The organism is Streptomyces sp. ISL-100 (assembly GCF_018614615.1).
Taxonomy (GTDB): Bacteria; Actinomycetota; Actinomycetes; order Streptomycetales; family Streptomycetaceae; genus Streptomyces.
The window spans coordinates 53729-77186 of record NZ_JAGGOK010000043.1 but is presented as its reverse complement, the minus strand read 5'-3'; the positions used below and the strand labels follow the sequence as shown (position 1 = coordinate 77186).

The window sequence follows — 23458 nt, the reverse complement described above, 5'->3', positions numbered from 1 at the left end:
CGCAGATGTAGCCATTCCCGCACACTCCAATGGCCTTTCCAGTGATCCACTATGTCTCAGGGGTACGCCGATGTTCAATGTTCCGCGGGGCCGGGCCGACCGCAGGCCACTGCATCCGGTGCGGCCGTGTTCAACTGCGCCGGTGCGGCAGTTGAACACCGCTGTGGGCCGCAGGGCGGAACCTTGACGCTGCATCACGGGCCATGCCACCGTAAAAACTGCCCAGAAGAACTTAGTGAGGCGTCGCATGCAAAGTGAGCCGACCGAGCCATTGCCGCATATCAACCTGGTGGATCCTGAGCTGTATTCGCACGGTGACCCTTTTGCGCAATGGCGATGGCTTCGCGCCAACGCGCCGGTCTATTGGCATCCGCCGACCGAGCTCCCGGGTTTCTGGTCCCTGACCAGGTACGAGGATGTCCGGACCGCATACCGCGACGCGGAAACCTTCAGCTCGGCCCAGGGAATCCTCCTGCGGCCGGCCGACCACGGGGCCGACCCCGGAGGCGGGCGCACCCTGGCCCTCACCGACGCGCCCCGGCACCGCCAACTCCGGGGACTGGTCGACGAATGGTTCGCGGTCCGGTCGGTCCGCGCACTTGAGCCGGAGATGAAAGACATCGCCCGGCGAGTCGTCGACCAGGCCGTCGAGCGCGGAAGCTGCGACTTCGTCGCGGAGATCGCCGCCCGGGTCCCGCTGTACGTGATCTGCAAGATGATGGGTGTGCCGGAATCCGACTGGCAGCACCTGTACGACCTGACCAGCCAGGCATTCGCGGCGGGCGACCCGCTCACTCGCAGGTTCGCGCATCTGGACATTCTTGGGTACTTCGAGAAACTCCATGCCGAAAAGGCGGCGAATCCGACCGACGATCTGGTGAGTGTGCTGGCGACGGCCAGCATCGACGGCGAACGCCTGAGCGCCGAAGATGTCATCCTCAACTGCGACAACTTGCTGGTCGGCGGGACCGAGAACACCCGCATAGCGGCAGCCGGCGGCATGCTGTCGTTCCTCGAACACCCCGGCCAGTGGCGGATGTTGTCGGAGAATCCGGCTCTTCTGCCGTCCGCCGTCGAAGAAGTCCTTCGCTGGACATCCACCGCAACGCACATTATGCGTACCGCGGTAAGGCCGGTCGAGATCCACGGGAAGAACATTGCGCCGGGCGACCGAGTCGTATTCTGGCTCCCGTCGGCCAATCGCGACGAATCAATATTCGACAATCCTGACCAGTTCGACGTGAACCGGCAGCCCAACCGGCATCTGGCGCTGGGTTTCGGTGAGCATTTCTGCCTCGGCAGCATGCTCGCTCGTGTCGAGCTACGACTTCTCTACGGTGAGCTGCTCAGCAGATCTGTCGACATCGAACTCGACGGTGAGCCCAAGCTTCTTGATTCGATAGTGGTCAACGGCCCCGAACGTCTCCAGGTCCGGCTGACACCGAGCGCCGCGTAAACCAGGGGGCAGCCCAGATGTACACACCGGAGTCCATTGCGACCACTCGCGATGAATTGAGCACGCGGACGGCAGCAGTGGTCGCCGGCCTCGGAACGTGCCTGCCGGCTGCGGAGTTCGACAACACGTCGCTGGCGGCCGGCTTGGACACCACCGACGAGTGGATTCGTACGCGCACCGGAATCGCCGCACGACGCCGGGTCGCTCCCGAAGTGTCCATGCGGGATCTCGCCTGCGAAGCCGCCGCCAACGCGCTGAGTTCGGCGCGCCTCGAAACGGCCGGCGGGCTGATCCTTGCCACCACGACACCGGACCGCCCCTGTCCGGCCGCCGCCCCGGAGATCGCACAGCGCCTCGGCCTCGGCCAGATTCCCGCCTTCGACATCTCCGCCGTCTGCAGTGGCTTCCTCTGTGCCACGGCGGCGGCCACCGGCATGATTGCGGCCGGAATCACCGACAGCGTCCTGGTCGTCGCGGCCGAGACCTACTCTCGAATCGTCGACCCCACGGACCGGTCCACGGCCGTGATCTTCGGTGACGGTGCGGGGGCGGTGCTGCTGCGCCGCGGCTCGGCGACGGAGCAGGGCGCTCTGCTCGCCTTCGACCTCGGCAGCGACGGGTCGGGCAAGGACCTCATCCACATCCCGGGCGAGGCCGAACAGCCCGACGAGCAACGCTGGTTCTCCATGGCCGGCCGGAAGGTCTACCTGCGGGCTGTCGAGCAGATGACGGCTTCGGCACTTCAGGTCATGAAGGACTGTGCCTGGACCCCCGAGACCGTCGACGCCCTCGTACCGCACCAGGCGAACGCCCGCATCATCCAGGCGGTGGCGGACCGGCTCGGCGTACCGCCGGAGCGAGCAGTGTGCGCGCTGTCCCGTGTCGGCAACACGGCGTCCGCTTCCATCCCGCTGGCGCTGGCCGAGGCGCTGGCCACCGGGCAGTTGAATTCCGGCGCCCGGACCGTGCTGACCGCCTTCGGCGGCGGACTGGCCTGGGCGTCGGCCGCACTGACATGGCCTCAGCTGACAGCCGTGACTTCAGAGATCTGAGTGAAAGGAATCCGCAGATGTTCGTCGACTATCTCGCCACCATCCTCGGCACGGTCTACAAGGTCCCCGGAGACATCGCTCCCACCCAGTCGTTCGAAGACCTGGAGGTGGATTCACTGTCCTTGGCAGAACTCGGCGCACAGCTGGAGGACGACCTCGGCGTCACCATCGACGAGGAGATTCTGACCGCCGCGACCACCGTGGCCGAACTGTCCAAGCTTCTGGAGGCACAGGGAGCGGTCGTCCCCGCATGACCAGCTACGGATACCGGCGCCCCGACGTCGTGATCACCGGAATCGGAATGGTGACACCGTCCGGGGCCGACACCAGCACGGCCTGGAAAGCGGCCTGCGCCGGGCAGTCCGCGGGCGCGGCCGATCCGCGGCTCGCGGGACTGGGGGTCGATTTCAGCTGCGCTGTTTCCGGCTTCGATCCGGAGCTGGTTCTCGGCGGCGACGCCCGGCGTATGGACCCCTTCACTCAGTTCGCCATCGCTGCGGCCCGCGCGGCCGTCGCCGACGCGGCACCGACCGACGGATCCTGGGACACAGCCAGGACCGGTGTGGTGCTGGGCACCGCGGTCGGCGGGCAGGGCACCTGGGAGGAACAAGGACAACGGCTGCGGGACAGGGGGCCGCGCGCGGTCAACCCGCTGACCGTCCCCAAGGCCATCGGTAACATCGCCGCGGGCTCCGTGGCCATGAACCTCGGCCTGCACGGGCCCTCGCTCACCCTCTCCACCGCTTGCGCGGCGGGCACCACCGCGCTGGGGTACGCCCTGGACCTGCTACGCGCGGGGCGTTGCGACGTAGTGCTGGCCGGCGGTACCGAAGCCGCGGTGACGCCCCTGGTGTCCACTGCCTTCGACCGGCTCAAAGCGCTGTCCCGGCGGGGTGTGGACCCGTCCGGTGCGTCCAGGCCGTTCGACGAGCACCGTGACGGGTTCGTCCTGGGCGAAGGCGCCGCGGTGCTCGTCCTGGAGCGCGCGGACGACGCCAAGGCTCGCGGCCGACGCGCCTACGCACGGGTTCTGGGCTACGGCGCGTCCTCCGACGCCCATCACCTCACCGCGCCCGATCCCGACGGACGCTGCGCGCAGCTCGCCGTGCGGCTGGCGCTCGAGGACGCGCAGGTCGATGCCGCGGACGTCACGCTTGTCAACGCCCACGCGACCAGCACCCCGCAGGGCGACGCCGTCGAGGCCGGCCTCATCGAGCGCGTATTCGGCCGCAACACCGCGGTCACCTCCACCAAGGGCGTGACCGGCCACATGCTGGGGGCCGCGGGGGCCGTCGAGGCCGCGTTCACCGCCTTGTCGATCGAGCAGGGAGTGATTCCGCCCACCGCCAACTTCCAGGCACCCGGCCCTGGCATCGCCGAGATCGACATCGTCCACGGCGCACCTCGCCACGCCCCCGTGTCCGTCGCCGTCAGCAACTCGTTCGGCTTCGGCGGCCACAACGCGGTCCTCGTTCTCGGCAGCGCCTGAAAGGCCGGAAGAGGGGAACTCAGTATCCGGACGGGCGTACCAGGCCTGTCTCGTACGCGAAGACCGCGGCCTGGGTCCGGTCGCGCAGGCCCAGCTTGATCAGGATCCGGCTGACATGGGTCTTCGTGGTCTGTTCCGCCACCACCAGACGGGTGGCGATCTCCGCGTTCGACAGGCCCTGCGCGATCAGGGAGAGGACCTCGGTCTCGCGTTCCGTCAGTTCGCCGATGCGGCCCTTGACCGGGGCGCGCGGTGCGACCGTCACCCGGGAGAATTCGGCGATCAGGCGTTTGGTGATGTTCGGTGCCAGCAGGGCGTCACCGGCCGCCACCACCCTTACCGCCTGGGCGAGTTCGGCGGCGGAGGCGTCCTTCAGCAGGAATCCGGACGCGCCCGCGCGCAGCGCCTCGTACACGTACTCGTCGAGGTCGAAGGTGGTGAGGACGAGCACCTTGACGGTGGCATCGGCGGGTGCGGTGAGGGTGCGGGTCGCCTCGATGCCACCGAGTCCGGGCATCCGGATGTCCATCAGGACGACATCGGGGTCGAGTTCGGCGACCTTGGCGATGGCCTCCAATCCGTCCACGGCCTGGCCGACAACCTCGATGCCGGGTTCGGCGTTGAGCAGCACAGTAAAGCCCTGGCGGACCATCATCTGGTCGTCTGCGATCAGCACGCGGATGTTCGTCATTCGGCGTCCTCAAAGGTTTTTCCAGGCTGGGCAGGGCGCTTGGTTGGCGGTCCGGTGCGGTGTTGGCGGCCCCGGACGGTGACCGTCCAGGGGCGACAGTCGATCTCCACCCGTACCTCCGCTCCCTGGGCGTTCCGCAGCGCGTTGCCGAGTACCTCCTGGATGATACGGAACGCCGGCAGCCGGCTTCGTAAGAACCACCCTAGACATGCTCCGCCGGCTCCGACCGGGCAGCACGCCCCTTGCGGACAACCCCGCCGCTCTTTCGCGGCCGCCCCTGTTCGTACGTACGGAACGCCGCCCAACACGCCAGCAGGGCAAGGGCGAACACCGGCAGCCAGGCCACCCGGACGAGCACCCAGAGGGGGCTGTCGGGGACGGTGTGCAGGCCGGTCAGGGGTGTGCCCACGAGCAGGCCGAGGGCGGTTACGGCGATCACCGCGGTCTGGTGCCAGAGAAAGATGGTCATCGCGGAGAGGTTCACCAGTGCCACCGCCGCCCAGGCGGCGGGGCGCCGCAGCGCTCGCCGCAGCGGGCCGAGGAGCAGCAGGGCGGCGCCGCACTGGGCGAGACCGAAGGAGACGACGGCGAGGCTGGGCGGGTCGAGATTGGAGACCGAAACGCCGGGCACCCCGACCATGGACGCCGGGTAGCCCGCCCACAGGACGAGTCCGGTGGCGACGGCGGCGCCACCGAGCAGCAGCACCCAGCCGGTCGTACGGTCCCGCAGGGCGCCCCGGGCCCAGGCCGCGCCCAGGCAGTACGGGACCAGCCAGCCGGCCGGCACATTGATCCAGCCGAGCCAGGCCGGGCCGTCGAGGCCGAGGCGGAACAGGTCGACGTACAGGACGACGGCCAGCGGCCACAGCGGGTGCAGCTTCGCCACCAGCGGGGTCGCCGCTGTCAGCACCGCGAAAACCAGCAGGAACCAGAGCGGGGACCACACCAGCTTGCACAGCGCGCGGATGGTGTCCTGGTTCGCCCCGGAAGCGAGCATCACGCACACCACCACAGTCCACACCACCACCAGGACGGCTACGGGCCGCAACAGCCGGGCCATCCGGGCGCCGAGCCACCCGCTGTACGTCAAGCCCCGGGCGCGGGAGGAGGCGTAACTCTTCGCGCCCACCTGCCCACCCACCAGGAAGAACACTGCGAGGGTCTGTAACACCCATGAGACCGGCGTGAATTGGGGCATGTAACGGAGCGGGCTGGCGCCGCGCACCGTGCCGCTGTCGCTGACGAGTGCGGTCACCAGCCAGTGGCCCAGCACCACGCCGAGGATGGCCATGGCCCGCAGAGCGTCGACGGCACGGTCGCGGTCGGGAGGAGTCGCGGAGTCGATCCGCCGGACGAAGTCACGCATGACGGCTCCCCCGGGCTTCTCCGGACGCGGGCTCTCCGGACGCGGCTTCTCCCGAGACGATCCGGGCGATGTTCCGCAGCGATACGGAATCGCGCTTCAGGTAGTCGCTGTGGCCGCTGTCGCCGGCTGCGAAAGGCCGGGCGCCGAACTCGGGCGACACCGGGTCGGTCCCGAAGCCGACTGTGGTGAAGGGCAGTTCGAGCTTCGTGTGGGGAACATTCGCGACCCAGTCGGTGCTGCCCCGGCCTGCCCAGACAGTGGCCCGGGTATGGAGCGCGGCGGCATTGTCGTAGCCGGTACCGGGGCTGCCGTACAGAACGATGTCAGCGACCTCCAGTCCGGAGGCTGCCCGGCCGCAGACGACGGAACCGTAGGAGTGACAGACGAGGGAGGTCCGGGCGGCGGGCTTGAGGTCGTTCAACTTCCGTACGAATTTCCGCAGTTCGGGGGCGGCGGCGTCGGCCCGTCCTGGGGTTGTTGCCCCCGGGCTCACCGTGGCGGGCGTGTCGTATCCGAGCCAGGCCACTACGGCGGACCCTTCGCCCAGCTCCCGCTCGAGCGCGACGGAGTCGCGTCGCAGGCGCCAGTACTTGTCGAGACTGGTGTCCGAGCCCGGGACCAGTACGGCGATCCGCTCGGCCCGCGACAAGTCGCCGTAGACCTCGACGGTACGGCCGCCGTCACGGCCGTCGAAGGAGAGAAAGTGGCGCCCGGGGCCCGCCATGGTGCGCAGTTCGGTGGCCCGCTTCCGGTCACCGTGACCGACGGCCATCCGCTCGGCTGCCCGGATGCCGTCACGCGTGGCGGCGTACCGCTCGGCGAGAGCGGTGGGGGTCGCGGCGCGCATCGGGGCAAGCGGGGCCGGAACAGGCGCCGGGACGGCCGCCGGGCGGGCCGCACCCGACACCGGCACGGCCACCGAGACGGTGATGAGTGCAGCGAGCAGAGTGCGGCGCAGAGTGTTTCCGCGCGAGCCGGGCGACGCCATGGGGGATGGTCCTTCCGTACTGGAAATCTTTCGAACTCCGGCACTGAAGTTACGGATCACGCCTCGTGGTCTGCGTCCCTCCTTGGAGGGCACCTTCCAGGTAGCTCTCAAGTACTACGGGTCGCAGGCGGGCGTGGGGGCGTCCAACCTCTGTCCGACCTTTCGTACGGCGCTGTCGGCCGTCTATCGTCCCGACTGACCGGGTGCTCGGAGAACCAGGCCGCTACGTTGCTGTTCAACTCAGGGAATGGACGCAGTCGTTATGCGCTCAGCATTGGTGACCGGCACAGGACTGATGGGCACGTCGGTGGCGTTGGCTCTCCGGGCGCGCGACGTGACCGTACATCTTCGGGATGTCGATCCGCAGGCGTTACGGACGGCCGCGTCGATGGGGGCCGGAACGGCGCAGGCCCCGACGGAAGTCGTGGATCTGGCGATTGTGGCGGTACCGCCGCCGCTGGTCGGCAGGGTGCTGGCGGACGTACAGGCACAGGGTCTGGCGCGGCACTACACGGATGTCGCGAGCGTCAAAGCGGAGCCACAGCAGGATGCCATCGCCCTTCATTGCGACACCTCGCACTACATCGGAGGCCATCCGATGGCCGGCGCGTCCCGCAGCGGCCCGCTGACGGCCCGGGCCGACCTGTTCGAGGGGCGTACGTGGGCGCTCACACCGACGGCGGACACCGATACCGAGACGCTCAACACGGCCTTGGAGCTGGTGTCGTTGTGCGGCGCTGTGCCAGTCGTGATGCAGGCCGCCGTGCATGACCGAGCCGTCGCGCTGGTTTCGCACGCACCTCATGTCGTGGCGAGCCTGGTCGCCATGCGCCTGGAGCATGCCGAGGAACGTACGGTGAGCCTCGCGGGACCGGGCCTGCGGGACCTCACCCGCATCGCGGAAGCCGACCCCCGGCTCTGGCTGGACATACTGAGCGCCAACGCCGCCGCCGTGGCCGACCTGCTTGAGGAACTGGGCTCCGACCTGGGCGAGATGGTCGACGGCCTGCGTGCCATCACCGCGACGGATGAAAGCAAGCGGAGCGGCGGTGTGGAGATCGTCGAGAACGTGCTGCGCAGGGGCAAGTCGGGGCGCGCCCGGATCTCCGGGAAACATGGAACCCAGCCCGAACGGTTCGAGGTGGTGACCGTCATGATCGGGGACCAGCCGGGGGAGCTGGCACGGCTGTTCGCGGATGCCGATCGCGCGGGTGTCAACATCGAGGACATCCGCATGGAGCATGCCACCGGCCAGCTGGCCGGACTGGTCCACGTCAGTGTCGCGCCCGGCCTGACGGCGCCCTTGAGAAAGGCCCTTCAGGCACGGGGATGGCGCGAGCGCTGAATCGACGGGGCGTCGCCGGGGCTCAGTAGGCGGAGTCGACGTTGTCGATGGAGCCGTACTTGTCGGCGGCGTAGTTGGCGGCCGCGGTGATGTTGGCGACCGGGTCGGTCAGGTCCCGCGGGGTGCCCGCGACGTGGTAGGCGTCGAAGGTGGGCTGGATCACCTGAAGCAGCCCCTTGGACGGCGTGCCGTTCTGCGCGTTGATGTCCCAGCCGTTGGCTGCGTCGGGGTCGCCGCCGGACTCACGCATGATGTTGCGGTGCAGTCCCTCGTAGGTGCCCGGGATGCCCTTGGCCTTCATGATGCCCAGAGCCTCGCGGATCCAGCCGTCCAGGTTGTCCGGGTAGGAAGGCGCCTTGTCGGCCTTCTCTGCCTTCTCTGCCTTCGATGCCTTGTCGGCCTTCTTCGCGATGGCGTCGGCCTGGGCGAAGACTCCGGCTGCCGGGACGGTGGCCGCGGCGGACACGCCGTGCGAAGCCGGCTGGGCGGCCTGGGCCGGGGACGGGGCAAGGGTCAGGGCCACTGCTGCGGCTCCTGCGGCGCACATCCCGGAAGCCGAGAACTTACGGATTCGAGCGGTACGGGTGGCACGGTTCAGGGACTGAGCGGGCGTACGGATGGAAAGTCTCCATTCAGGTGGCGTCAGGGACAGCCGCGGGGGCCGGCGACGGCGAGGCGGAGCAATCAGCTCCCCGGGGCTCGATCCATGGTTAACGGCTGACCGAGATGTCGGCAAGGACCGGCTTTACTGCTCGTCTACGTAGTAAAGAGACGACGAGGCGCCGACCGCCGCGCCCCAGGACGGCAGGACCGCCCACCGGGTCTACTACCCCGCTTCGTATGTGACCCAGGACCTATGGGCCGACTCACAACCACAGGCCCCCGCCGGGGGCTGTCCCGCGACTTGGGCGAGGACCTCCTCCAGCCACCTCACATGGGTTTCCAGGGCGCGGTCCTTGCAGTGGTGGACGAAGCAGGCAGGCGCCGACGCGCGCCTGGCCCAGCGCGGCAAGGTCTACGCCTCGGGGCCACCCACGCGCCGAGCTGAACTACCCCTTCAAGCCCTACGGCCGCGCGGCCGACTTCAACGCCGCACAGCGCGCCCTGTCCGCGCAGGCGATCGCGCACTGGTGGTCCTTCATCCATGGATCGGCGCCGCGCTCTCAGGGCGAGCAAGGCATGCCGGAACAGGGCCGGCGGCCGGGCCCGGGTGCTTCAGCCGCGTACGGCGTCCGGGGGCGGCCACGCCACGACGACGGGCCTGGGAGCCGTGCACCGCTGCGACCTGTGGGACGCGGCCTGAGGGCCGGCCCGTGGGCTACGACCGGCGGCGCGGTTTGCCGCGCTTGCCGCCTTTCGGGCCGCCGGATCCGCTCCGGGGGTTCTTGCCGGTCGCCTTGCCGGACGACTTGCCGGCTGCGGGCTTTCGCTGTGACGCCGCGCCCGCAGCGGGGCGTTTGCGCTTCGGCTCCGCCTGGGCCGGGGGGCGGCCCCGCGTGCTGTTGACGGTACGCCCGCGGACGATCCCGATGAATTGCTCCACCAGGTCGGTGGTCGCATCCTCCGGCCACGACAGCGCGACGCGCGACTGGGGGGCGTCCGGCACCGGCCGGAATGTGAGGTCCTTGCGGTGGTGCAGGCGGGCGAGTGACTGCGGGACGACGAGTACGCCCACCCCTGCCGCCACCAGCTCGACGGCGTCCGCTGTCGTGGCCGGTCGCTCGTTCGCGGGCTGTCCCGGCAGACGCTCCCAGACGAGGGTGTCGTCGAGCGGGTGCAGCACGAGCTCGTCGGCAAGGTCCTCTGTGGACACCTCGTCCAGCGCCGCCACGTGGTGGTCCTTCGGGATCACCACGACAGTCGTCTCGGTGTAGAGAGGAATCGCGCTGAGGTCCGTCCGGTCGACCGGCAACCGCACGAAACCCGCATCGGCGCCACCGCCACGCAGTACGTCGAATGCCTCGGCGGCGGACACCCCGAGGAGGGTGAGGGGGACCTCCGGCAGCCGCTCGTTCCAGATCCGCACCCACTTCGTGGGCATCACTCCCGGCACGTATGCGAGCCGGAACAAAGGGGATACTTCCGAGCCTGTCACCCCGCAAGGTTACCGTCATGGTCAGAGGTGGCACGCACGCTCGATACCCTTGACACATGACGTCGCACCAGAACACCCAGACCATGAAGCCCGCCACCGCGGCGAAGAAGCTGGGTGTGTACCTCGAGGCCACCCCCGCCGAGTTCCAGGAGGGTGTCGTCTCGCGCTCCGAATTGAACGCACTGCAGGCCGATCCGCCCCAGTGGCTGCTGGACCTGCGAGCAAAGGGCCCGCACCCCCGTCCCGTGGTCGCGGCGAAGCTGGGCGTCTCCATCGCCGGTCTCGCGCGTGGCGGAATCACGGAACCGCTCACCACAGAGCAGATCGAGGCGCTGAAGGCGGACGGTCCCGAGTGGCTGCGGCAGGAGCGCGCCAACCTGGCCGAGGTCCGGAAGGAAGCGGTGCGTATCAAGGAGAAGAACGCGGAGCGGGCACAGCTGCGCTCGGCAGACCCGACCGACTGAGCTAACGGCGCTCCAGCACCCCCCGGACGAAAGCCGCCTGGCCGGCGTGCTGAAGGTCGTCGGCGATGACACTGACGAGGCGGACACCGAGCGTGACCGGGGGCGACCAGCTCTCGTCGACGATCCGGTCCAGGTCCTTGTCGCGCAGGTCTCGGATGAAGCTCACGGTGCGCTCGTGGACCGCGTCGTAATAGCCGAACAGCAGCTCGTCCGAGCTCACTCGCACGGCCGCTACCTGCTTGCTGCTGTGGCCGTAGCCGGTCGCCTCCTTCGCGAAGGGCAGAGCGAAGCGGGCGGCCCAGTCCTCGGTGATCCAGATCTGTTCGACCCCGGCCACGTCCGCGACATGGTCGTCCTGGATACGCGTCAGGTGCCACACGAGCCAGGCGATGGAATTCGCCCCCTCGCCCAGCCGCGCGCTGAGGTCATCGGGCGGGAGGCCTTCGACGGCCTCGTGCACCACTTCCCGGATCCGTTCGAACGCATCCACCAGAATGCCGGCACTGTTCATGCACCCACCATGGCCGCTCACCCCGGCCCCTTGCGTCATCGACACGCACCGGGATCTCGAACGGACGTCCACAAAGCCAACTACCGCTTCGGCAAAGTCCGTTCACATGCGTGGTCGAACTGCGCAGCTCGCTGATCGTCAGTGACCGGTGGTTCCGGAACGAGCGATCCGGAGTCGGTACGTACGTAAAGGACGCCGGTCCAACCGCTTACACCGCGGCGTCGCACCCGGGCGTGCCAGACAGGCGTCAGCGGTACGTCAGCGAAACGACAGTGGGGGGACCGATGCTGTGGGCGGGCCAGTTGCCCACAGCATCTACCGTACCGACCGCATCACCCGGGGGAGCCCCACATGCACATCTCCGTCCGTCGACGTTCGGCGGCCGCGGTCGCTGCGAATCCGCCCACCGCCGGAACTGTCCGAAGACCGGTGGCACACGTGCTGGTCATGGCTCTGACGGTGGGTCTGCTGACCATCGGGGCACTCACCGGCGGCGCGAGCCCCGCTCTCGCCGCAGGCCCTCCGACCCAGGGCCGGTTCTACATCCAGAACGTCGCCGGCGGTAACCAGATCTCCGGTGGCGGCAGTGTGGCACAGACCACCCGGCCCAAGGGCGACGAGGACGACCAGCAGTGGGAGTTCGAGCAGATCGCGGGCAGCGCCGGATTCCGGATCAAGAGCTCGACCAGGAGTGGACAGTGCCTCGGCCGGGAGAGCGGCAACGCCGGAGCGCTCGGAGTTATCAAGACCTGCTCCGCCACCGGTACGGAATGGAACTTCGAGCACCAGGCCGGTGAGCGGTACCGCGTCCTCGTGCCCGGCCTCCAGACGAAGCTCTCCGGCGTGGCGCCCGGAGACGCCGCCGCGGACGTCCGGCTCTCCGACGAGGCCGGCGCACACGAGGAGTGGTTCGTCACCCCCATCGACCCGCCGAAGAAGCCCATGCCCACGGACCCCACGTTCGACCAGATGACCTACCTCACGGCCCACAACGCGTACCAGAACAGCGAGGACATCGACACCCCGCTCGCCCCGAACCAGCCGCACTCCATCCAGGGGCAGCTCGACGCCGGTGTCCGCGCGCTGATGCTCGACGTCTACGAGTACGAAGGCCGGATTCTCCTCTGCCACGGGTCCTGCAGCATGGGGTCGATGCCGCTGCTCAAGTCGCTCCAGACAATCACCACCTGGCTGGAGGCGCACCCGGACCAGGTCGTCACCGTGTTCCTTGAGGACAACGTCACTTCGGAGCAATTGAAGTCGGTGTTCGACCAGGTCCCCGCCCTCACCAGGATGATCTTCAACCCGAGGGCCGCGCAGGTGCAGGACCAAGGCTGGCCCAGGGTCTCCGAGATGGTCGCGAAGAACCAGCGGTTGCTGGTCTTCTCCGACGCCGGCGACGACGCGCGCGAGAAGTTCGGCGTCATGCGGGCCAAGGACTGGACGGTCGAGAACTACTGGTCCATGGGCCCGGGTCTGGGCAACTCCGACTGGAGTTGCTACACCCGCTGGGGCGACATTCCGCTCAGCAAGGAGGAGCCGAAGTTCCGCCGTCTCTTCGTGATGAACCACTTCCGGGACGTGCCGATGAGCCCGACGTACGGGAACGACAACGAGCAGCTCCAGAACCGCGCGGAGCGCTTCTGCATGCCCGCCGCCCGCAAGAAGCCGAACTTCCTGGCCATCGATCAGTACAAGGACGGCAACCCCATGGCTGCCGTGGAGGCTCTCAACACCTACACCTACACCGGCGAGTCCCGTGGTTCCAGCGGCAGTTGGAAGGTGCCGCGCCTCGCCGTGATGCCGCTGGGCGACTCGATCACGCAGGGCGTGGGCAGCTCCACCGCGTCCGGCTACCGGGCCGATCTCGGGGCGCTGCTGAAGGACCGCGCGGATGTCGTGGACCTCGTCGGCACGCTGCAGCACGGTGCTGTGGCCGGCATGGACCTGGATCACGAAGGGCACTCGGGCTGGCGGATCGACCAGCTGTCCGCCAACATCGAGACCTGGCTGGCGGCGGCAAAACCCAACGTGGTGCTGCTGCACATCGGCACCAACGACATGAACCGTGACTACCAGGTCAGCACCGCCCCGGCGCGACTGGGCGGGCTCATCGACCAGATCCGCGTCGCCTCCCCCAGCACGGTGATCCTCGTCGCCTCCCTGGTGCCCTCCACCACGCCCGAGGTCCAGAAGCGCATCGTCGCGTACAACGCCGCGATACCAGGAGTGATCGCGGCGCGCGCCACCCCGACCGGTCTGGTGCGCCAGGTGAGCATGGCGGACGTCACCACAGGCGACCTCAACGACACGCTGCACCCCAAGGACAGCGGATACTCCAAGATGGCCCGCGCCTGGTACACGGGCATCGCCAATGCGGCCACGGCCGGCGCGATCAGCGAGTTCGTGGACGTCAAGCCGGCCCCGCCCAGCAGGGGGCACGCCGGTGACTACGACGTGGACTTCAACGGCGACGGCAAGGCCGACTACCTCGTCGTCGACGACAACGGTGCCACCCGAGCCTGGATCAACCTGGGCGGCGAAGGCCGCGGCGGCTGGGATTCCCTGGGCTACGTCGCCAGCGGCTCCACCTGGTCGGGCAGCCAGGTCAGGTTCGCCGACGTCGGTGGTGACACCCGCGCCGACTACCTCGTCGTGGACGACAACGGGGCGGTCCGCGCCTGGATCAACACCGGTGGTGACAACCGTGGCGGCTGGGCCTACCGGGGCTACATCGCCACCGGCTCCTCCGGCTGAACCGGCGAACAGGTCAGGTTCGCCGACATCAGCGGCGACGGCAAGGCCGACTACCTGGTCCTCGGCGACAACGGTGCCACCCAGGCCCTGACCAACGTCACCACTCCCGACGCCAACGACCCCTTGGGCCGCATCACCTGGGCCGACCAGGGTGTCATCGCGAGCGGCTCCTCCGCGTGGACCGGCGCACAGGTCAGATTCGCCGACATCGGCGGCGACGCACGCGCCGACTACCTCGTCGTGGACGACAGCGGAGGGATCCATGCCTTCGTCAACAACGGCGGCAACGGCCGTGGCGGCTGGGCCGACCAGGGCGTGTTCGCCACCGGCGGCGGGGTGCCCGGTGCGCGTGTCCACATCTGATACCGCTTGACGCCACGGGGTGGTCGCGTGCCGCTCGGCGGGCACTGCCAGGGGCGCGGTCGCGCGCCCCTGGCAGTGCTCGTACAGGGCGGCACTCCACTCGGGCCACACCGGCGATGTATCGGACGTCACTCGGTCCGTGCCGCCACCCCGCTCACACCTTTGCCCCTTGCGTTCGCTTCGGCTCGGTCGCTCAGGTGCAACTGTTCTCCTCCGTGTACTCGACCCGCTTCATGGCCATGCGCAGCAGCGGCGGCGCCATGACCGAGGTCACCACGGCGACGAGGACGATGATCGTGTAGCTGTTGGTGTCGAGGATGCCCAGCCGCAGGCCGACCATCGCCACGATCACCTCGATGACGCCACGGGCGTTCATCCCGGCGCCGAGTGCCAGCGCTTCCCATTTACTGAGCCGGCTCAGCCGCGCCCCCAGGTAGGCGCCGGCGAACTTGCCGAAGATCGCGACCGCGAGCACGATCAGGGCCGCTGCGAGCACCTTGGGGTTGGCGAGCGCCCTGAGATCGACCCGCAGTCCGGCCGTCGCGAAGAAGAGGGGGGCCAGGAAGGCGAGGACGACCGTACGCAGGGAGGCCGTGCGGGCCCGTGCGAACTCACCGCTGGTGCCGATGAGGGCGCCGCAGACGAAGGCTCCGAAGATGGCTTCGAGTCCGAGGGCCTGCGTGCCGGCCGCGGCGAGGAGGATCATCGCGGCGGCCATCGCGACCGTACGCTCCTCGGACCCGTTGCTCAGCCGCAGGACTGCCCGCACGACGGGCCGGCCCACCACCACCGCGACCAGCACGACGAGCAGGAGGCTGACGAGTGCGATGGCGACCTTGCCCGTGGTCAGCCCGCCGACGGCCATCGCGGATACGACCGACAGCATGAACCAGCCGAAAGCGTCGTCGACGACGCCCGCCACGAGAGTCAGCTGACCCACGTTGCGGTGGATCAGGTTCATGTCCATCAGTGTCTTGGCGATGACCGGGAGCGCGCTGACGCACATCGCCACGCCCAGGAAGAGGGCGAAGACCGTCGTGTCGGCCGTCCCCGTGTACAAGATCTTCGCCAGCGGATAGCCGAGGGCGATACCGAGGGCGAGCGGGATGACGAGTCCGGACAGGCTGACCCGCAGCGCGGTGCGTCCGCGGCGGCGTACCAGGGCGAAGTCGAGTTCGATGCCGGTGAGTCCGACGAGCAGCAGCACGGCGATCTGACCGACGGCGTCCAGCAGGTGGGTCTGCTCGGGACTGGACGGCAGCAGCCACGCGGCGGCCTCCGGTGCGAGCCACCCACAACACAGGGCTCCTCAGGAAGATGAAGAACTCAGGTTAAATCAACGGCCCCTTGAGCGACCATCACTGACAGGCTTCGTATGCTGCCTGGTACTGCGGTGTCTCAGGGGCGATTCCGTCCTCCGCCCCTATCTGGAAGCCACCGAAGTGGTCGGGGTCCGGGAAATTCCGTACGCCGTTCGCGCGCATGCATGCGGAATAGGCGGCCGGATCAATTTTCGCCGGTCCTCCCGATGATGTCTCGCCCGTAGGTCTGCTGTTCGTCGACCCGGGCTTGGCGGACGAACTACTGGAACAGCCGCTCACCACTAGAACTACACCCAGAACAACAAGGAAAAATAGGCGGTGCACAACTTCCTCCATATCAACGGTCAGAGTTTCCAACTGACCAGTCTCGACAGTTGGACGCGGGTATGGCGATGCCCGGCACCGCACCGACGCTCCTTCTGCGCGGTGCCGGGCCGGGCACTGTGACGCCGGCGGTGACTACGAAGTCCGGAGGGCTTCGGTGGGCTGCATGCGGGCCGCCCGGAGCGCGGGGAGCAGGCCGGCGATGGCGCCGATGGCGATGGCCGCCCCAAGTCCCCCTCCCCAGGCGAGCGGTGGCACGACGGTGGCCCAGCCCTTGATCTGGGCGTAGAAGGCGGTGGCGACGACTCCCAGCGCCACCCCGACCGCACCGCCCATCGCGGCGAGCAGGACCGCTTCGGACAGGAACTGAAGACGGATGTTGCCCTTGGTCGCACCGAGTGCGCGTCGGAGCCCGATCTCGGAGCGGCGTTCCAGGACGGAGATCACCATGGTGTTGGCCACTCCGATGCCGCCGACGAGCAGGGCCACCGCCCCGAGCCCGAGGAACAGGCCGTTGAGCGCGGACTGGGTCGCGGCGCGGGCCACGAGAGCGGCCGACGGCTGGCTGACGTCGACTTCACTGGCGTTCGCCGGGTTGGCTGTCGCCGCGAGCACGTCGCGGACCTCGTTGACCTGATCGGTGTCGGACCGTACGTAGACCATGGACGGATGACCGTCGAAGTTGAGGTACTTCCGTGCGGCCGGATAGCCGACCAGCACCGACGAGTCGAGCTCGGGCGCCAGGGTGGCCGAGTTGAGGACCCCCGCGATGTAGAACCACTGTCCGCCGACCCAGATGCGTGCGTCCGGGTGGACCTTGGCGATGCCCAGCCGTTTGGCGGCGGCCGAGCCGAGCACGGCGACCGGCTGTTCGGCGGTGGCTGCGTTGAGGTAATTGCCGCGGGCGACGGTCGTGCGTACCGCGGCGGGCAGATCGAGACTGGCGGCGCTGACCGTGATCGCGTTGGTGTTGATGCTCTTGATGTACGGGCTGCGGAAGGCGTTGGCCTTGGTCTTGCCGGTGCTCTGGACCGTCTCCACCGGGCCGACCCTGGCGATCACCGCCGGAGCGTCCTGGGGCAGTTTGGCGTCCCCGCCGCCCAGCATCTGACCCGGTGTCACGGTCAGCAAGTTGGTGCCGAGTTTGTCGATCTCGGCGAGCAGACCGGCCTGGGAAGAGGCGGACAGCCCGAGGACCGCCACCATCGCCGCGACGCCGATCGAGATGCCCAGCGCCGAGAGCGCCGCCCGCATCCGCCGGGTGCGCAGCCCGACCCCGGCGGTCCGCGCCATGTCGGCCGGATGCAGCCGGCCGGGAGCCGTGGTCGTCATGGCAGATGCCTTTCGGTGTCCAGGGGCTGTTCGTCCGCGGTGACATCGGCGACGATCCGGCCGTCGTGGACCTCGATGCGGCGCGGCAGCCGGGCGGCCAGCTCACGGTCGTGGGTGATCATGATGATGGTGGTGCCCTCGGCGTTGAGTTCCTTGAGCAGCTTGAAGACCGCGGCCCCGGAGACACTGTCGAGGTTGCCGGTGGGCTCGTCGGCCAGCACGATCGCCGGGTTCCCTGCCAGAGCCCTGGCGATCGCGACGCGCTGCCGCTCACCTCCCGACAGCTGGGGCGGGCGGTGGTTGATCCGGTGGCCGAGCCCGACCCGGGCCAGTGCCGCGCCCGCGGCCTTCATCCGGGCGCCGTGCCTGACGCCCGAATACAGCATTCCGTCGGCCACGTTCTCCAGGGCTGTGGCGTGCTCGGCCAGGAAGAACTGCTGGAACACGAAACCGATCCGGGTGGCCCGCAGTCCGGCCAGCGCGTAGTCCGACATCTTGGCGACGTCTTCGCCGACGATCCTGACGGTCCCCGAGGTGGGACGGTCCAGGGTGCCCATCACCTGCAGGAGGGTGGACTTCCCCGAACCCGACGGGCCCACGATCGCCACCAGGTCGCCCCGGCGAATGGTGAAGCTGGCCCGGTCCATGGCCACGACCGGTGACACCCCGGGATAGATCTTGGTCACGTTCTCCAGCTGGAGGACCGGCTCACCGAGCTGCCGGGCCCCCGTCGCTCGTACCTCCGTCTCGACTTCGGTCATGACGACGGCACCACGATGCTCTGTCCGGCCTTTAGGCCGGTTCCGGTGACCTCGACCTTGCCCGCGGCGTCGTCGAACAGGCCCGGTTTCACGGCGATCAGACGGTGCTTGCCACCGGCCTCGACGACCTCGACCGCGTATCCGCCGCCGGCCAGCGCCAGCAGTGAGTTCACCGGCACCGACAGCACGTCCTTCACGGTCTCCGTGATGATGGACACCTGCACGGGCGCCTGATCGAGCTGGCCCGTCTCCTTCGGCTTCAGCGGTCTGATCTTGACGTCGATGGTCGGCTGGTCGTCCCCTTCGTCGCCACCTTGCCCACCGCCGACACCACACCGTCGATGGTCTTGTCGGTGGGCAGCGTGATGGTCACCTTGTCACCGGCCGCGACGTCGGCCTGCTGGCTGGCGCTCAGCTCGACGGTGACCTCCCGGTCGGTGGACGATGCCTGCATCAGGCTCGCGCCACCGCCCGCCGCCGCGCCGGCCACTCCGGTGACCTTGGTGACCCTGATCTCCTTGGCCGGCATGAACACGGCCTGTCCGAGCGGGAGATCTCCTGTCTCCTCGAGGCCCACGTCGTCCTGCAGCTCCAGGAGGGCGTTGTAGGTCTGCCGGCCGAAGTAGTCCGAATCGGGGTCGAGTTCGTCCTTGGTGGCGTATTTGAGGGCGACCAGTGCGGCGTTGAGCTGCTTGACGTCAGCGCCTTCGGTCCCCCAGGACAGGGCCCGGTAGACCGGAACATAGCCGCCGTAAAGCATGATCACCGGCTCTCCGTCGACCCGGTAGAGCGTCTTGCCCTGCTTGATCACCTGGCCGACGGCAGGCATCTTGGTGACCGTGCCGCTGGCCTTGTTGATCACCTGGTAGTCGCCGGCGTATCCCAGCGTCCCGTTCTCCAGGGTCCGGGCGGAGAGGGTTCCCTTGGTCACCTTCGCTGTCGCGGTCGGGGTGCCGTTCTCAATCGTGGCGTCCTTCGTCTTGGTGCCGAAGGGATCGGCGATGACGACGCCCACGCCCGCCGCGACCAGAACCACCAGCGCGATGGCGAGGACACGTCCGCGCCGCCGGCGACGAGGAGGGCCGTCGTTGTCCTCGGAGGAGCCGGCAGCCGCGTTCTCCTCCAGGGTCTGCGAGGTGCTCACGAGCCGCTCCCGGATCCCGTCCTCTGCATGTTCTGCGGCTGGTACTTCTTGCATGCCTTCTCTGCCTTCTTGAACTGGGGCGACTGCGGATCGACGTCGCCGCCGGTCTCCGGGAACTGCCAGCCACCGTTCGCGTCGGCGTCCGGGAACTTCGGCACGCCGTTTTCACGCATGCACTTCGAGTACTTGAGCTTGTCGGCCGCGGACCAGGTGTCGTCGCCGTTCCGCTTCTCCTGGTCCCCACCCATGAGGTGCTTGCACTTGTCCTCGACCTTTTTGAACTCGGGCGAGTTGGGGTCCGTCCCGGGCGGCAGGCCGAGGCCGCCACCGGGCTGCGGGTCGGGGAAGTCGGGCATGCCGTTCTTGCGCATGCACTTGGCGTACGCCAGCACGTCCTCCTTCCCGGTGGCCTTGGGAGTCTCCGACTCCGAACCGGGCACCTCCGCCACGGTCTCCTTCGGTTCGTCGCTGCCGGAGCAGGCCCCGGCGACCAGCGCGACGCTCATCAGCAGAGCGGCCATCGCGCCGCTCCGGCGCAACCGTCCGTTCCGTCCCGCTTTCGGGTCGGTGCCCTCGATGGCGGTAACTACCATCTTCGTCTCCATTGCTCGCTGGTTCTCCGGCATGACTCCTTTCTACGGAGGCAGCGGTTTCACCAAGGTTTCGCTCCACCGGGCGGCCGTTCACCGGCATTTGGCATGGAGAAGCCCCGGTCCGCCGCATCGACTCGATGCGGCGGACCGGGGCCGGCAAGGTGCCCGGCGGCGCCCGGGCCGGCTGCTAACTCCCCGGCGGGGGCGCGCCTGCCGGCGAGAACTTCTCGCAATGTCTATGGCGCCGTCGATGTAGGGGGCCCAGCTGTCGGGAGCCTCCACCGCGGGCGAGTGGTCCGGCCTTCCTTCTGCCGCGACGAAAAGCAGCAGGTCACCGCGGAAGAGGCCCGGTGTGAAATTCTTCAGGAGCTGAACGTTGTTGTCGTTGACCTTGCGGATCTCGGAAAGCAGTCTGACCTTCGTCCGCTTCTCCGCGTTGGGGCCGCCTTCAGGGGTGTCCGCATGCAGGGGGTAGCCGTCGAGAACGGCCAGCAGGGCCACTTCGACCGCCTCGACGGTCGGTCCGGTGAAACGAGCCCCTCGCTCACCCGGGCCGAAACCCATGCCGTGCCAGGCCTGATCTCCCCTTTTTCGTGGTGGTTGGGCTGGTCTACCGGGCGGCTTCGTGCGTCTTCATCTCTTCGACAAGGCTTGTCGGACGCATGTCGGTCCAGCTCTCCTCGATGTATTCCTGGCAGGCCTTTCGCGTGTCCTCTCCGAATACGGCCTTCCAGCCGGCCGGGACGTCGGCGAAGACGGGCCAGAGCGAATGCTGGCCTTCGTCGTTCACCAGCACGAGGAAGGTGCCGTTTTCGTCATCGAACGGGTTAGCCATAACCACTCCCCTGAGTTGACCGCGTAAGACATGAAGGACCGTAGTCGGGCACCCGGGGAACGACAAGTTTGAGCACTTGGACGCCAATTCCCGTAAATAGCTTGCCTGCCGCGGGGAATAACAAGTACGGCCGAATCGTCACGGTCGCCGGCCCGGGCACACGGCCTCGCGGTGAAACCCTGAGGAAACCGGAGGGTGGGGAACATACTGGATGAGGTGGTCAAGGTGTTCCTGGCCGGCCGTCCAGCTGTGCATCGACGAAGACGAGAAGACGAAGGGGGGCGACGGGTTGTGCGGGTGCTCGTTGTGGAGGACGACGAGGAGATGGCCCAGACAGTGGCCGTCGGTCTGCGCCGTGCGCAGATGGCCGTCGACGTGACGTTCGACGGTCCGAACGGTCTCGAGCGAGCGCTGTTCCACGACTACGACGTCATCGTGCTCGACCGGGACCTGCCGGGGATGCACGGCGACAAGGTGTGCGCCGAGCTGATCGCGGCCGGGTGCCGGAGCCGGGTGCTGATGCTGACCGCGGCGGCGACGGCGACGGATCTGGTCGACGGGCTCAGCCTGGGCGCCGACGACTATCTCCCCAAGCCCTTTGATTTCCCTGTCCTGATCGCGCGGATCGGCGCTTTGGCTCGTCGCGCCCATCCGGCCGTGCCACCCGCCCTGCGCCACGGCGACCTCGTGGTCGACACGGCCCGGCGCAGCGCGAGCCGGGGGGACCGGCTGCTGGAGCTGGCGCCCAAGGAGTTCGGTGTCCTGGAACTGCTCCTGGCTTCCAAGGGCCGGGCCGTCTCGGCCGAGGAGTTACTCGAACGCGTCTGGGACGAGGCCGCCGATCCGTTCACCAGCGCCGTGAAGATCACGATCAGTCGGCTGCGGGCCAAGCTCGGGGATCCGCCGGTCATCGAAACCGTGGCCAAGAGCGGCTACCGGATCTGAAGCTGAGGACGCCCATGTCGGTCATCGCCCGGCTCACGAGCCGGATCGCCCGCTCATCCCTGCCCCGCCGCACGGTGCGGCTGCGAATGACTCTCCTGTACGGGGGGCTGTTCCTCGTGTCCGGCGCCGCCCTGCTGGGTGTTACGTACGTCCTGACGAGCCGCGCCGTCTCCGCGCGGCCGGCCAAGGGCTTCATCCCGGCCCCGGGCACCAGCGACGCGCTCCCGCCGCCCGAGGGCGCTCGGGATCCCCTCAGGCGCAGCGGTTCCGAGATGCTCTCCAACGCGGCGGAGCAGATCCTGGCGCATCAAAAGGCCGTCGTCATGCAGGAGTTGCTTGTACAGTCCGGGATCGCGCTCGCCCTGATGCTGGTGATTTCGATCGTGCTGGGCTGGATCGTCGCCGGCCGCATGCTGCGCCCGCTGCGTACGATCACGGCGACGGCCCGGGACATCTCGGCGACGAGCCTGCACCAGCGCCTGGCGCTCGACGGTCCCGCCGACGAGCTCAAGGAACTGGGCGACACCTTCGACGGACTGCTGAGCAGGCTCGAAGCGTCCTTCCAGGCTCAGCGTCAGTTCGTCGCCAACGCCTCGCACGAGCTGCGCACTCCGCTGGCCCGTCAGCGGACGCTCGGGCAGGTCAGCCTGTCCGATCCCGACGCGACCGTGGAGTCCCTGCGGGCGGCGCACCAGCGCATCCTCGCCGCGGGGGCGCAGCAGGAGCGGCTCATCGAGGCGCTCCTCACTCTGGCCAGGAGCCAGGGGGGCATCGACGTGCGTGAACCGTTCGACCTGGCCCGGATGGCGCATGAGGTGGTCGAGGCGAGGAGCGCCGAAGCCCGGTACCGGGGCATCACGTTCCGCTGTTCGATCTCACCGGCTCTGGCGGCCGGCCACCGTAACCTCGCCGAGCGTCTCGTCACGAACCTTGTCGACAACGCGCTCCGGCACAACATGCCCCACGGCAGGATCGACGTGACCACCCGGACGGTGGAAGGCCGCGCGACGCTCACCCTCACCAACACCGGTCCGCTGGTCCCGCCGAACGCCATCGAGCAGCTCTTCCAGCCCTTCCAGCGGCTGGGTGCCACTCGCGCCGCGCGTACCGAAGGGCTCGGGCTGGGTATGTCCATCGTGGCGGCCATCGCCGACGCCCATGACGCCGACATCACCACCAGCGCGCGACCGGGAGGCGGGCTGACGGTCACCGTCACGTTCCCCGACGTGAGCAACCGCGCTGCGGCCGCCCTGCCCCGGCCGGAGCAGGCCACGGCCCGGGCGTGGTAGGGCTCATCCCTCCGGGCCGGCGCAGAAGCCGGTGACGGCGGAGTTCACGGCCGCGGGCCAGCCTGAACGACGCTGACGCGCCTCCTGGCCCTGAGCTACAGGCTCAGCCGCGAGACCACCTTGCCGGTGTTCGCCGTCGCGGTGACGCCGAGACCATGCGGGCCGTCCGGCGCTTGCTGACACTGATGCCGTCCGGGCTCGGAGGCGCGCCCGGACGGCTCTCGTCAGACATGCCGTTACGCACACCGCCGATCTTTCAGCCATCGAGACCGAACAAGACGGCTTCGGCGCACGTACTGGACGTACAAGCACGCCGGTACGGACGAGATGACGGAT

General features: G+C 68.6%; 23 protein-coding genes. 10 read left to right on the top strand and 13 right to left on the bottom strand.

Annotated elements, in window-relative coordinates; translation table 11 throughout:
* Nucleotides 1-247 precede the first annotated feature (247 nt).
* Genes J7E89_RS20235 through J7E89_RS20220 form a run of 4 tightly spaced genes read left to right on the top strand, consistent with a single transcriptional unit; the run spans nucleotide 248 to nucleotide 3997 of the window.
* Nucleotides 248-1456: a cytochrome P450 gene (locus J7E89_RS20235; RefSeq protein WP_214975505.1), complete on the top strand. Its 1209-nt coding sequence runs from the start codon at nucleotides 248-250 to the stop codon at nucleotides 1454-1456.
* 56 nt (nucleotides 1457-1512) lie between these two features.
* Nucleotides 1513-2508, top strand: coding sequence for a beta-ketoacyl-ACP synthase III (locus tag J7E89_RS20230; protein ID WP_251060813.1), 996 nt, complete (start codon nucleotides 1513-1515; stop codon nucleotides 2506-2508).
* Between the two features lie 17 nt (nucleotides 2509-2525).
* Nucleotides 2526-2762 carry an acyl carrier protein gene (locus tag J7E89_RS20225; protein ID WP_214975501.1) on the top strand — a complete coding sequence of 79 codons (237 nt, stop codon included), beginning with the start codon at nucleotides 2526-2528 and terminating at the stop codon, nucleotides 2760-2762.
* The gene (locus J7E89_RS20220) at nucleotides 2759-3997 is read left to right on the top strand and encodes a beta-ketoacyl synthase (RefSeq protein WP_214975499.1); all 1239 of its coding nucleotides are present in this window, start codon (nucleotides 2759-2761) and stop codon (nucleotides 3995-3997) included. Before J7E89_RS20225 ends, J7E89_RS20220 begins: the two co-directional genes overlap by 4 nt.
* A 19-nt stretch (nucleotides 3998-4016) precedes the next feature.
* Here the strand turns inward: J7E89_RS20220 and J7E89_RS20215 are convergent, their stop codons facing one another.
* The 3 genes from J7E89_RS20215 to J7E89_RS20205 form a co-directional block, all read right to left on the bottom strand.
* Nucleotides 4017-4688 (bottom strand): response regulator transcription factor, encoded by a 672-nt coding sequence (locus J7E89_RS20215; RefSeq protein WP_214975497.1) that lies wholly within the window; start codon nucleotides 4686-4688, stop codon nucleotides 4017-4019.
* 202 nt (nucleotides 4689-4890) lie between these two features.
* Nucleotides 4891-6054, bottom strand: a complete 1164-nt coding sequence (locus J7E89_RS20210) for an acyltransferase (RefSeq protein ID WP_214975495.1) — start codon at nucleotides 6052-6054, stop codon at nucleotides 4891-4893.
* On the bottom strand, nucleotides 6047-7042 hold the full coding sequence (locus J7E89_RS20205; protein ID WP_214975493.1) for an alpha/beta hydrolase: 996 nt from the start codon (nucleotides 7040-7042) through the stop codon (nucleotides 6047-6049). Before J7E89_RS20205 ends, J7E89_RS20210 begins: the two co-directional genes overlap by 8 nt.
* 247 nt (nucleotides 7043-7289) lie before the next feature.
* Between J7E89_RS20205 and J7E89_RS20200 the strand changes: the two genes are divergently transcribed.
* Nucleotides 7290-8387 carry a prephenate dehydrogenase gene (locus tag J7E89_RS20200; RefSeq protein WP_214975490.1) on the top strand — a complete coding sequence of 366 codons (1098 nt, stop codon included), beginning with the start codon at nucleotides 7290-7292 and terminating at the stop codon, nucleotides 8385-8387.
* 22 nt (nucleotides 8388-8409) lie between these two features.
* On the opposite strand, the gene J7E89_RS20195 is transcribed toward J7E89_RS20200, so the two are convergent.
* Together J7E89_RS20195 and J7E89_RS20190 are read right to left on the bottom strand one after the other, a co-directional pair.
* Nucleotides 8410-8910 (bottom strand): transglycosylase SLT domain-containing protein, encoded by a 501-nt coding sequence (locus tag J7E89_RS20195; RefSeq protein WP_374196839.1) that lies wholly within the window; start codon nucleotides 8908-8910, stop codon nucleotides 8410-8412.
* A gap of 795 nt (nucleotides 8911-9705) precedes the next feature.
* Nucleotides 9706-10482, bottom strand: a complete 777-nt coding sequence (locus J7E89_RS20190) for a LysR substrate-binding domain-containing protein (RefSeq protein WP_214975486.1) — start codon at nucleotides 10480-10482, stop codon at nucleotides 9706-9708.
* 56 nt (nucleotides 10483-10538) lie between these two features.
* Here J7E89_RS20190 and J7E89_RS20185 point away from each other — a divergent pair, with 56 nt between their 5' ends.
* Nucleotides 10539-10946, top strand: coding sequence for a DUF5997 family protein (locus J7E89_RS20185; protein WP_214975484.1), 408 nt, complete (start codon nucleotides 10539-10541; stop codon nucleotides 10944-10946).
* A 1-nt stretch (nucleotide 10947) separates the two neighbouring features.
* On the opposite strand, the gene J7E89_RS20180 is transcribed toward J7E89_RS20185, so the two are convergent.
* The gene (locus J7E89_RS20180) at nucleotides 10948-11457 is read right to left on the bottom strand and encodes a DinB family protein (protein WP_214975482.1); all 510 of its coding nucleotides are present in this window, start codon (nucleotides 11455-11457) and stop codon (nucleotides 10948-10950) included.
* Nucleotides 11458-11808: 351 nt separating this feature from the next.
* Between J7E89_RS20180 and J7E89_RS20175 the strand changes: the two genes are divergently transcribed.
* Together J7E89_RS20175 and J7E89_RS20170 are read left to right on the top strand one after the other, a co-directional pair.
* Nucleotides 11809-14214, top strand: coding sequence for a phosphatidylinositol-specific phospholipase C domain-containing protein (locus tag J7E89_RS20175; RefSeq protein WP_214975480.1), 2406 nt, complete (start codon nucleotides 11809-11811; stop codon nucleotides 14212-14214).
* Nucleotides 14215-14337: 123 nt separating this feature from the next.
* Nucleotides 14338-14577, top strand: a complete 240-nt coding sequence (locus tag J7E89_RS20170) for a hypothetical protein (protein ID WP_214975478.1) — start codon at nucleotides 14338-14340, stop codon at nucleotides 14575-14577.
* Nucleotides 14578-14770: 193 nt separating this feature from the next.
* Here the strand turns inward: J7E89_RS20170 and J7E89_RS20165 are convergent, their stop codons facing one another.
* The 7 genes from J7E89_RS20165 to J7E89_RS20135 form a co-directional block, all read right to left on the bottom strand.
* Nucleotides 14771-15808, bottom strand: a complete 1038-nt coding sequence (locus J7E89_RS20165; protein WP_374196840.1) for a cation:proton antiporter — start codon at nucleotides 15806-15808, stop codon at nucleotides 14771-14773.
* 550 nt (nucleotides 15809-16358) lie between these two features.
* Nucleotides 16359-17555 carry an ABC transporter permease gene (locus J7E89_RS20160; protein WP_251060811.1) on the bottom strand — a complete coding sequence of 399 codons (1197 nt, stop codon included), beginning with the start codon at nucleotides 17553-17555 and terminating at the stop codon, nucleotides 16359-16361.
* The gene (locus tag J7E89_RS20155; protein ID WP_214975476.1) at nucleotides 17552-18316 is read right to left on the bottom strand and encodes an ABC transporter ATP-binding protein; all 765 of its coding nucleotides are present in this window, start codon (nucleotides 18314-18316) and stop codon (nucleotides 17552-17554) included. Before J7E89_RS20155 ends, J7E89_RS20160 begins: the two co-directional genes overlap by 4 nt.
* Entirely contained in the window at nucleotides 18313-18534 is a 222-nt protein-coding gene (locus tag J7E89_RS20150; protein ID WP_214975474.1) for a hypothetical protein, read from the bottom strand. Before J7E89_RS20150 ends, J7E89_RS20155 begins: the two co-directional genes overlap by 4 nt.
* 41 nt (nucleotides 18535-18575) lie before the next feature.
* Complete coding sequence (locus tag J7E89_RS42070; RefSeq protein WP_214975472.1) at nucleotides 18576-19460, bottom strand: peptidoglycan-binding domain-containing protein; 885 nt, start codon at nucleotides 19458-19460, stop codon at nucleotides 18576-18578.
* Nucleotides 19457-20086 carry a hypothetical protein gene (locus J7E89_RS20140; protein WP_214975470.1) on the bottom strand — a complete coding sequence of 210 codons (630 nt, stop codon included), beginning with the start codon at nucleotides 20084-20086 and terminating at the stop codon, nucleotides 19457-19459. Before J7E89_RS20140 ends, J7E89_RS42070 begins: the two co-directional genes overlap by 4 nt.
* 577 nt (nucleotides 20087-20663) lie before the next feature.
* On the bottom strand, nucleotides 20664-20888 hold the full coding sequence (locus J7E89_RS20135; RefSeq protein WP_214975468.1) for an MbtH family protein: 225 nt from the start codon (nucleotides 20886-20888) through the stop codon (nucleotides 20664-20666).
* Nucleotides 20889-21179: 291 nt separating this feature from the next.
* On the opposite strand from J7E89_RS20135, the gene J7E89_RS20130 reads away from it, so the two are divergent.
* Together J7E89_RS20130 and J7E89_RS20125 are read left to right on the top strand one after the other, a co-directional pair.
* Nucleotides 21180-21833: a response regulator transcription factor gene (locus J7E89_RS20130; protein WP_214975466.1), complete on the top strand. Its 654-nt coding sequence runs from the start codon at nucleotides 21180-21182 to the stop codon at nucleotides 21831-21833.
* Nucleotides 21834-21847: 14 nt separating this feature from the next.
* The gene (locus J7E89_RS20125) at nucleotides 21848-23122 is read left to right on the top strand and encodes a HAMP domain-containing sensor histidine kinase (protein ID WP_214975464.1); all 1275 of its coding nucleotides are present in this window, start codon (nucleotides 21848-21850) and stop codon (nucleotides 23120-23122) included.
* Nucleotides 23123-23458: the final 336 nt, after the last annotated feature.

Bases quoted from the DNA above. Each gene is read 5' to 3' on its own strand.
- J7E89_RS20125 (WP_214975464.1), top strand. From the start codon at position 21,848: ATGTCGGTCATCGCCCGGCTCACGAGCCGGATCGCCCGCTCATCCCTG.
- J7E89_RS20140 (WP_214975470.1), bottom strand. From the start codon at position 20,086: ATGCCGGAGAACCAGCGAGCAATGGAGACGAAGATGGTAGTTACCGCC.
- J7E89_RS20215 (WP_214975497.1), bottom strand. From the start codon at position 4,688: ATGACGAACATCCGCGTGCTGATCGCAGACGACCAGATGATGGTCCGC.
- J7E89_RS20205 (WP_214975493.1), bottom strand. From the start codon at position 7,042: ATGGCGTCGCCCGGCTCGCGCGGAAACACTCTGCGCCGCACTCTGCTC.
- J7E89_RS20185 (WP_214975484.1), top strand. From the start codon at position 10,539: ATGACGTCGCACCAGAACACCCAGACCATGAAGCCCGCCACCGCGGCG.
- J7E89_RS20175 (WP_214975480.1), top strand. From the start codon at position 11,809: ATGCACATCTCCGTCCGTCGACGTTCGGCGGCCGCGGTCGCTGCGAAT.
- J7E89_RS20160 (WP_251060811.1), bottom strand. From the start codon at position 17,555: ATGACGACCACGGCTCCCGGCCGGCTGCATCCGGCCGACATGGCGCGG.
- J7E89_RS20135 (WP_214975468.1), bottom strand. From the start codon at position 20,888: ATGGCTAACCCGTTCGATGACGAAAACGGCACCTTCCTCGTGCTGGTG.
- J7E89_RS20200 (WP_214975490.1), top strand. From the start codon at position 7,290: ATGGACGCAGTCGTTATGCGCTCAGCATTGGTGACCGGCACAGGACTG.
- J7E89_RS20220 (WP_214975499.1), top strand. From the start codon at position 2,759: ATGACCAGCTACGGATACCGGCGCCCCGACGTCGTGATCACCGGAATC.
- J7E89_RS20235 (WP_214975505.1), top strand. From the start codon at position 248: ATGCAAAGTGAGCCGACCGAGCCATTGCCGCATATCAACCTGGTGGAT.
- J7E89_RS20180 (WP_214975482.1), bottom strand. From the start codon at position 11,457: ATGAACAGTGCCGGCATTCTGGTGGATGCGTTCGAACGGATCCGGGAA.
- J7E89_RS20210 (WP_214975495.1), bottom strand. From the start codon at position 6,054: ATGCGTGACTTCGTCCGGCGGATCGACTCCGCGACTCCTCCCGACCGC.
- J7E89_RS20155 (WP_214975476.1), bottom strand. From the start codon at position 18,316: ATGACCGAAGTCGAGACGGAGGTACGAGCGACGGGGGCCCGGCAGCTC.
- J7E89_RS20225 (WP_214975501.1), top strand. From the start codon at position 2,526: ATGTTCGTCGACTATCTCGCCACCATCCTCGGCACGGTCTACAAGGTC.